The 8,217-nt window shown below is 42.3% G+C and carries 7 protein-coding genes; 4 read left to right on the forward strand and 3 right to left on the reverse strand.

The features are described 5' to 3' along the window. Positions 1 to 460: 460 nt before the first annotated feature. Positions 461 to 1,954: a NarK family nitrate/nitrite MFS transporter gene (locus tag ACRC32_RS03195; RefSeq protein ID WP_438552613.1), complete on the reverse strand. Its 1,494-nt coding sequence runs from the start codon at positions 1,952 to 1,954 to the stop codon at positions 461 to 463. Positions 1,955 to 2,778: 824 nt separating this feature from the next. Here ACRC32_RS03195 and ACRC32_RS03200 point away from each other — a divergent pair. Next, positions 2,779 to 3,021, forward strand: coding sequence for a hypothetical protein (locus ACRC32_RS03200; protein WP_438552614.1), 243 nt, complete (start codon positions 2,779 to 2,781; stop codon positions 3,019 to 3,021). Positions 3,022 to 3,174: 153 nt separating this feature from the next. On the opposite strand, the gene ACRC32_RS03205 is transcribed toward ACRC32_RS03200, so the two are convergent. Further along, positions 3,175 to 3,813: a hypothetical protein gene (locus tag ACRC32_RS03205; protein ID WP_438552615.1), complete on the reverse strand. Its 639-nt coding sequence runs from the start codon at positions 3,811 to 3,813 to the stop codon at positions 3,175 to 3,177. A gap of 749 nt (positions 3,814 to 4,562) precedes the next feature. Here ACRC32_RS03205 and ACRC32_RS03210 point away from each other — a divergent pair. Both ACRC32_RS03210 and ACRC32_RS03215 read left to right on the forward strand, forming a co-directional pair. Continuing rightward, a complete protein-coding gene (locus ACRC32_RS03210; RefSeq protein ID WP_438552616.1) occupies positions 4,563 to 5,504 on the forward strand; it encodes a tetratricopeptide repeat protein in 942 nt (313 codons plus the stop codon). Then, entirely contained in the window at positions 5,482 to 5,646 is a 165-nt protein-coding gene (locus ACRC32_RS03215) for a hypothetical protein (protein ID WP_438552617.1), read from the forward strand. Before ACRC32_RS03210 ends, ACRC32_RS03215 begins: the two co-directional genes overlap by 23 nt. Before the next feature lie 21 nt (positions 5,647 to 5,667). Here ACRC32_RS03215 and ACRC32_RS03220 read toward each other — a convergent pair whose 3' ends face one another. Continuing rightward, positions 5,668 to 6,519 carry an ABC transporter ATP-binding protein gene (locus tag ACRC32_RS03220; protein WP_438552618.1) on the reverse strand — a complete coding sequence of 284 codons (852 nt, stop codon included), beginning with the start codon at positions 6,517 to 6,519 and terminating at the stop codon, positions 5,668 to 5,670. A 203-nt stretch (positions 6,520 to 6,722) separates the two neighbouring features. On the opposite strand from ACRC32_RS03220, the gene ACRC32_RS03225 reads away from it, so the two are divergent. Beyond that, on the forward strand, positions 6,723 to 7,985 hold the full coding sequence (locus ACRC32_RS03225) for an L-lactate MFS transporter (RefSeq protein WP_438552619.1): 1,263 nt from the start codon (positions 6,723 to 6,725) through the stop codon (positions 7,983 to 7,985). Positions 7,986 to 8,217: the final 232 nt, after the last annotated feature.

The following is an 8,217-nucleotide window of genomic DNA, read 5'->3' on the forward strand; positions in this document are numbered from 1 at the left end:
AATCTATTTATGAAACGGGATTTAATAAAATCTTTTAAAATAGCAATAAAACTTGGAACGAATTTATGATAACTTTATCCCTATATTGGTTGTACAGAAAATCCAATATAAATGGCATGAGTGAAACCACAGGTTTTTAGTCGTGCAGCAATCTACTCCGATCGAGAAAATTGCAGTAATTTCGCCGACTTATATTGTTCGCATGAAGAAATAGCTTGCTATAGACGAGAATATACAGATATATTTTGTAATTTTCTCATGGAGAAATTCTAGATCTACCGCAATCTTACTTAGGTGTAGGAGTGGGCGATCGCGCAATTATTAAAAAAATTGAAAATATTACAATAAATCTTAAAATGATTACGTTTTTGTCAGCATATTGAAAAATTGTCAGGTACATATCTATGCATCCTGACAATCACATGATGAGAACATATCGTGTATCGTGGCGCTCGCCTACCTACTTTGTTACCGATACTTTGGTGGTAATCGCTTCTGGAACATCTTCCGTACTATGAGAACCTGTTGGTTCTTTGAGGCTGAAAGCACACAAACTAGTCACAATTAAACCCACCACTCCTAACATCTGGAAGAAAACGCGATCGCCTGTTGGATCGTTAGGCAAGAGACTATAAATAGTGAGAAAAGCAACTGCACCAACGTTACCATAAGCTCCCACATTGCCAGCAATTTGTCCGGTGACGCGACGCTTTATTAAAGGTACGATCGCGTAAGTTGCCCCTTCTGCTGCCATAACAAAGAACGAAGCAAGCGCTGTCATGATTGCGACTACTGGTAGCGGAATATTTCCCCCTAAACTGCTAAAGATCAGATAGCCAATTCCCATCCCAGCCAGCGTTACGACTAGCGTCCACTTACGACTGTTCACCTTGTCAGAAATCAATCCTCCACCAGGGCGGGCAAACAGATTCATAAATGCATATATTCCGGCAACCGCCCCTGCTATGGTTGCATTTAAGCCAAAGCCGCGTTGGAAAAATGTCGGTAGCATGGAAACGACTGCTAATTCCGAACCGAAACAGGCAACGTAAGCTAACTCTAAACTGGCAACTTGTGAAAATTGATAGCGATCTTCTGGGGGATAGCGTTTTTCACCCTGCATTAACTGTTTATTGGCTTGCCAGATATTGTAAGACTGAAATAAATACAGACACAGCAGCAGAAACCACATGACATACATGGTTGTGGCGTTGAAAAATTTAACTTGATTTAAACGCCAAGCAAGTACGCCCAAAATGCCGACTAAAGGTACGTTCATTAGTAATAAAAACCAGAAGTCTTTCTTGGTAGTGACTTCCATTCCGGCACTACTAGCCGGACGTTCGTAAACTTTACCTGGTGGTGTATCTTGGACGTTAAAAAAATAGATGATGCCAAAGATTGCTGCAATAATTCCCGTGGAAGCGATCGCTAAGCGCCAGTTAATTTGTCCTCCGGCAAGAAAAGCTGTTGCTGCGGCAATGGAAGGTAAAGTGAAGGCAGCACCCGCAGAACCAAAGTTCCCCCAGCCACCATAAATTCCTTCTGCCAAGCCAATTTCTTTGGGAGGAAACCACTCAGCTACCATGCGAATCCCAACGACAAATCCACAACCGACAATACTCAAAGCTAAGCGGCTGTAAACCAATTGGCTGAAATTTTGGGCAAAGGCAAATGCTAAACACGGAATTGCTGCATAAATTAGCAAACAAGAATAGGTGATTCGAGGTCCAAATCGATCTAATATCATCCCTACAATAATTCGTGCTGGTACTGTTAAAGCCACGTTACAAAGGGCGATCGTTCTCAATTGGGCTTCGCTTAAACCGAGTTCTGCTTTGACTGTTGGCGCGAAAGGGGCAAAGTTAAACCAGACGACAAACGTGAGAAAAAATGCCAGCCATGTTAAATGTAGAATGCGATAGCGTCCGCTGAATGACCATATACTAGCCATCTCAAATTCTCCCGTAACAACAGTTATCAGTTATCAGTTATCAGTTATCAGTTATCAGTTATCAGTCATCAGTTATCAATAACCAATAACCAATCGATCGCTACTTATTAAGGCGGGATTGTGTTTTGAATTCAGCTTTTTGTGTCTGACATCACTACTATTTTCAGTTTTGAAAAGTTGTTGACTTTTTCTAAGTTATAAAAGCTTTAACATGTCATTAGTATAAGATACTACGATTTGCTAACATTTATTGACACAATTATTCGATTTTTGCAACTACCAATGCATTGACACATCATTAATTTTTTATTGTTGTTATTTCTTGATATATAAACTTAGGTTTCGCTGATGACTTTTAATTTTTAAACGTTTATTTATTGCAAGCAATCCAGAATTTTTGTACAACCTCAATGCTTGAAGTTTCTTTTTAGTAAAGCTTTTGAGAGTTTGACAAGCTGATTTTTTATTCAATTGGGGCATGTTTTAATTTAAATATAGTTACTAAGAAGCTTTGAATAATTATTTTTTAGATACGAATCTATTCCTGATTGCGTAGTTATCAATATCTCTTTTGATAGGTGAATTTAAATATAAATTTATTCTGACTTACGGTCATCAAAATATGCTCGAACGCTTAAAGGCAGCGATCGCAACTATCCGGTGTAAGCAGACAGGAGGTAAAAGAGAGAACCGAGAGTCTCAGAGAAGAACACGCTAACTTTGTAAATTTTTCTAAAATAAACTAAATTTTGTATTTTTAGATACAGAAAATAACTGTAATATTTAAATGAAAACAAACTTTTTTATGAATCTAGTATTTAGCAATGCATACAAAAAGCAGATTAAGTCGAGAAGAAAGACTGAATCGGATAGCTATAGCTCAAGAGTGGATGGTAGAACTGCCCCATCCTCATCCAGTCAGGCTAGTATTACTGGTGGTTTTATGTTCTTTTGCGGTAGGGCTGCTACCAATCGCCTATACTCTATCTACGGGAAAAGCGATCGTTACCAACCCGGCGAACGCATCTGGAGAAGCAGGAGTGTGGGGTGTTTTGGGAGAGAAATAATAGTTCCTAAATTAGGAAGTACTATAGTATTGACCAACAAAAATCAAAAATAAAGAGTACCCGATCTCAGGTACTTTTTATAGATGTAAACTAGGCTAGTGATGCAAATTGTTTACCTAGTTCGGTATGTCAAAAACTACTATGCAGTTCTGATTAAGTATAGTTTCCGTTAGTACGAGGTTTACGTGCACCAGCCGCAGCACCAATCAAGGATGCAATTAAACCTAGCAAGGAACCAAACACAAACCACCACAAGCCTCTTGCCGTTGCATTAGCAGCTTCTTTTGCTTGTTCGGCAGTTAGGTTCCCACCTTGTGGTAAGTTGACTCCTTGTTGAACTTGGTTAGATATCGTCCCAGCAGCATTTGCAGCCGCATTGGTAGCAAGACCAAAAGCACCAGTAACTCCACTTGCCAACAACCAAGAGCTAAGTGCGAGAGTTGTTGCCCAGAGAATTGCACCATTAAGTAGTGCTGTAGAGCGATTCATCGGTCCACAAGCGCGGGCTGTAAACCAACCGCCTGTGAGCAGAGAAATTAACAAACCGATAGCCGACCAGATACCAACATTTCCTGCAACGTTAGGGGCGTTGGTTCTAGGCGCGCCCGAACCAGCTACCGTGTCTGCTCCAATTGCACCAAATAATGCGCTTAAGATCAATTGAGTTGCTAATGTGACAACTAATCCTGATAGAATTGGACCCCAGCGAACGCGATCGTGATAATCTGTGACCCTAGCTGTAACCGCTGGTTCGGTCATGACTTCATTTACTGGTCGATTGACATACGACATAGCTATTAACTCCTTTGTTCTTTTTGTACTTTTGTAAGATTTTTTTTAGCTAATTCACCCTGAGCTTAATTTAGATTAAATTAGCAAATTACCTATCTATCAGTAGAAATAGTTGAGGTATCTGTCTTTAGAAGTAAAAACAAGTTATAAACTTTGAGAAAAGAGAACTTTTGATAATTGTTGAAACTGTCGCTAGCTTTACTGGATTTTCTGAGCTAACAAGCAAGAAGAATTAATGCTGTTTTTCTAGATACGCGCTTGGCTAATTTCTCTATAGCTGCTGTCGTTAAAGAAAGGATTGAAAGGAACGCCAGCGCTACGAAAACGCATCTTAGCGTATAGCTCCACTAGTTTGCCTGCTGATAGAGAAATTAGCAGTAGTTACTCAATGTATTGGAGAGTTACGCTAGCCGAGCTATGTATATAGAAATACTTTTTGACTTAGCGTGGGTCATTTCTTTTGTAACGAAGCTTAAAGTATTTGTCAATATTGCAAAAAAGGTGTGCTAATTAGATAGAGCAAAATTCATAGCTGGCAACAGCAAAGATTTCAGTAAGCCAAAAGCTGTAGGGGTAAGGTTACCCAAAATCTCCCTTGGAGACAGAACTATTTAACGAACCTGCCCGTACAAAAGTCAAAATGTCTACCCGTAAAAGCAACAGCTATTTTAGCTGTTACAATGTGCTGGCTGAAAATCTGATAGCTGATAAACCTAGCAAAATTGACTGAATACCCTAGTAGATTAACCGTGTCAAAACTAACTTTATTCGGAATTAATTTATTGTTACTAGCTGGATTGACTGCCATTGCTCCAGCGCCGACTACGGCAAAAACAACGATCGCCCAAAAAAGCCCAAAAGCTGCCCTTCCCAGCAGCCCTGTCAAAAAACGCAAACTGCTGGAGAAGTTGTTGCAAGAAGGGCAAAGATTGATGGATACAGGCAAACTACCAGCCGCGATCGCTAAATATCAACAAGCGGCTAAAATATCTCCCAAAAATGCCCGCATTTACTCTACTATGGGTTACATTCAAGCATTACAAAAAAACTATTCTGCTGCTGTTGTCTCCTATCGTCGCGCGATCGCGGTTGCTCCCAATCATGCCGATTTTCATTATGCTTTAGGCTATTGTCTGGGGCAATTGCGGGATAATGCTGGAGCCGCAGCTGCTTACCGTCGCACGATCGAACTCGATCGCAATAACTTAAATGCCTATTTAGGATTGGGTGTGATTTCCTTCCGTCTGCGAGACTACGACGGTGCAGCCGAAGCATATCAACAAGTTTTAAACCGTGACTCTAATAACGCCTATGCGAACGAGTTAATGGGTTTGCTACTGCTAGAACAAGGAGAATATGATGCAGCTGGCGCTGCACTGCAAAAAGCAGTAACGCAAGCACCCGATAACCCAAAACTGCTGCAAGCTCTTGCCAAAGTCTGGATTGCTCAAGGCAATACACCAGCAGCGCTCATGACTTTCAGACAGATTGCTCAACTTGAACCTCAAGACGCTAGAGTATACTTGCAGATTGGTGATTTACTCAAGCAGCAAAGCGACCTGAATGGCGCTCTTGCAGCCTACCGACAAGCCTTGTCGATTAGACCAAATTTACCAGTAGCGCAAAAGGCAATTCGAGAAATCCTCATGACTTTACCAGCTACTAATCGTGGTACGGAACCGCAGCTTTGATGTAAAGGGAGCAGGGAGCAGGGAGCGGAGGGAGAATTACAATCCAAAATCGAAAATCGAAAATCCAAAATTAATTCACGCACCACGCAACTACCAACTACCAACTACCAACTACCAACTACCAACTACCACTCTCTTCTGATAACTGACAACTGATAACTGCCTAGTCCAGCCTTCGCCCTGTGAGTTCGACGAAAATATCTTCGAGGTTGGAGGGTCGTGCCATAATTCCGGTTTTGTTTTGTTGTTGGTTAATGAAAGTGTTGGCATCCTCTAAGCTAGGAAAGAAAAGGTATTCCCAGCGTTCCCCGACTTGCTTCATCACTAACCCTTCACCATACTGCGATCGCAGTTGTGATAAAGTTCCCAAGGAAATCAGCTTGCCACCGTCCATAATTCCGATGCGGTTACACAAATATTCGACTTCCTCCATGTAGTGTGTGGTTAGCAGTATCGTCATTCCCTGCTTGTTGAGATCGAGAATAATTTCCCACAAGCGCCGCCTAGTTTGAGGGTCTAGTCCTACGGTTGGTTCATCTAAAAATAAAATTTGTGGTTGGTGTAACAAGGCTCTGGCAATCTGCAAGCGCCGCTTCATTCCTCCTGAGAGAGTTTTGACTAAACTATCGCGACGGTCTGCTAACTCTACATATTCCAGCCATTGACCGATCCGCTGCTGACGCTGAGGATTGGGAATGTGATGCAATCGTCCGTGCAATTCCATATTCTCCCAAACGGAGAGATCGTTATCGACGCTGATTTGCTGCAAGACTACGCCAATGTACTGCTTCACCAGTATGGATTGACGCACGAGATCGAATCCTGCTACTTCAACTTGACCCTGAGTTGGTTTGGTCAGCGTTGTTAACATCCGAATCGTAGTTGACTTACCAGCACCATTGGGTCCGAGTAAACCAAAAATCTCCCCTGGCTGGATAGTAAAAGAAAGGTCGTTGACAACTGGAATGTTGTTGTATGACTTGTAAACGTTTTGCAGCGAGACAGCAGCAGACATGAATTGTTGCAATAAGTTAAGTTAATCCTCTCCTAAGTTAACAGTTATCAGTTGTCAGTTATCAGTGACCAGTGACCAGACACAAATGACTAATGACAAATGACTACCTCTTGTCTAGTTTTGTGAACTTGAGTAAGATTTTGTTTACCTTATTTGATATAGATAAATACTAAAGATTCACAATTCACCATAATTAAAAAACTATGGATACCATCAAGCTGTTTGGTATGCCTGCACAACGGGGTAGATGGCTGCTGATCCCTCTAGGGATTGTCGTACTGCTCTGCCTGGGTACGGTCTATTCTTGGAGTATTTTCAGAAAACCTTTAGAAAAGTTGCTCAATATTGGTGCAACAGAAAGTTTATTGCCGTTTACAGTGCTTTTAGTCGTTTTTGCACTGTTAATGCCGATCGCAGGCTTTTTAATCGATCGCTTTGGTTCTCGTGTTGTCACCGCTGTTGGTGGTGTAGTGATGGGAGTTGGTTATATTCTCACTAGCTTTGCTACCAACGAGCCAATGCTTGTCTTTGCCTACGGGTTAGTGGCTGGTGCGGGAATTGGAATTGCTTATGGAGTTCCGTTAGCTGTCTCGGCTAAGTGGTTTCCCGATAACAAAGGAATAGCTGTAGGCTTGACGGTGATTGGGTTTGGGCTATCGCCGTTAATTACCGCACCTTTAGCCAAGAATTTAATCGATGCTTACGGGGTGCGGCAAACTTTTACGATTTTAGGCATTGCCTTTAGTGTTATTGTGGTCGCGATCGCCACGCAATTAAAAATGCCTCCTTCAGGATGGCAGCCTACAGCAGGGAATGCAGCATCGGCAAGAGTAACTCCAGTTAAAGTAACTACTGAGAAAATCTGGCAGACTCAAAGCTTTTACGGACTGTGGACTTGCTACACGATTGGAACATTTGTAGGACTATCGGCAATTGGTATTTCCAGTCCTGTAGCGCAAGAAATGATCGAACTCGACTCTACAACCGCAGCCATGACTGTCTCGCTATTTGCCATCTTTAACGGACTAGGACGACCGTTATTTGGCTGGCTAACAGATCGGCTCAATCCTAAAATAGCGGCGATCGCCTCTTACGTGCTAATTCTAATCGCTTCGATCTTGATGCTGAATGCCCGTACTGGCGCTACATTGACATACATAGCGGCTTTTGCTTTATTTTGGCTATCTTTAGGTGGATGGCTGGCGATCGCGCCAACCGCAACTTTAACTCTATTTCGAGCGGAAAACTACGCCAAAAACTACGGGGTTGTCTTTACTGCCTATGGTGTTGGAGCATTTTTCGGTACGATTGTTGCTGGCAGAATTCGAGATATTTTCGGCAGCTATACTTATGCCTTTTATCCAATGGCAGGTTTAGCGATCGCGGGGACGATTGTTGCTGTATTTTTCTTGAAGCGTCTGCCTACTGTGTCTGAAATCTTAGAAGAACCTGTTGCTAGAAGCTAGTGCTATTCAAAGGGAGCAGGGAGTAGGGAGTAGGGAGTAGGGAAAGAGAAGAGAGTGATGCGTGGTGTGGGGAGTGTGGGAAGTGTGGGATTTAGTCAGACACCCCCAGCAAAGCTGGTGGCTTGATGAGTGTGACCGCCCCAAGGGCGGGTGTACTAGGGGTGTCCTTATCGTCAAGAATTAGAATTGACCGCTCTTGTCAGCAAATTCTTGGTCTCGGATGTACCGACGT

Origin of the sequence: Chroococcidiopsis sp., from assembly GCF_051657925.1 — a bacterium.
GTDB lineage: Bacteria > Cyanobacteriota > Cyanobacteriia > Cyanobacteriales > Chroococcidiopsidaceae > Chroococcidiopsis.

What these genes read in the sequence shown, in the direction of transcription:
- ACRC32_RS03195 (WP_438552613.1), bottom strand. Translation starts at nt 1,954, where the DNA reads ATGGCTAGTATATGGTCATTCAGCGGACGCTATCGCATTCTACATTTA.
- ACRC32_RS03225 (WP_438552619.1), top strand. Translation starts at nt 6,723, where the DNA reads ATGGATACCATCAAGCTGTTTGGTATGCCTGCACAACGGGGTAGATGG.
- ACRC32_RS03200 (WP_438552614.1), top strand. Translation starts at nt 2,779, where the DNA reads ATGCATACAAAAAGCAGATTAAGTCGAGAAGAAAGACTGAATCGGATA.
- ACRC32_RS03205 (WP_438552615.1), bottom strand. Translation starts at nt 3,813, where the DNA reads ATGTCGTATGTCAATCGACCAGTAAATGAAGTCATGACCGAACCAGCG.
- ACRC32_RS03220 (WP_438552618.1), bottom strand. Translation starts at nt 6,519, where the DNA reads ATGTCTGCTGCTGTCTCGCTGCAAAACGTTTACAAGTCATACAACAAC.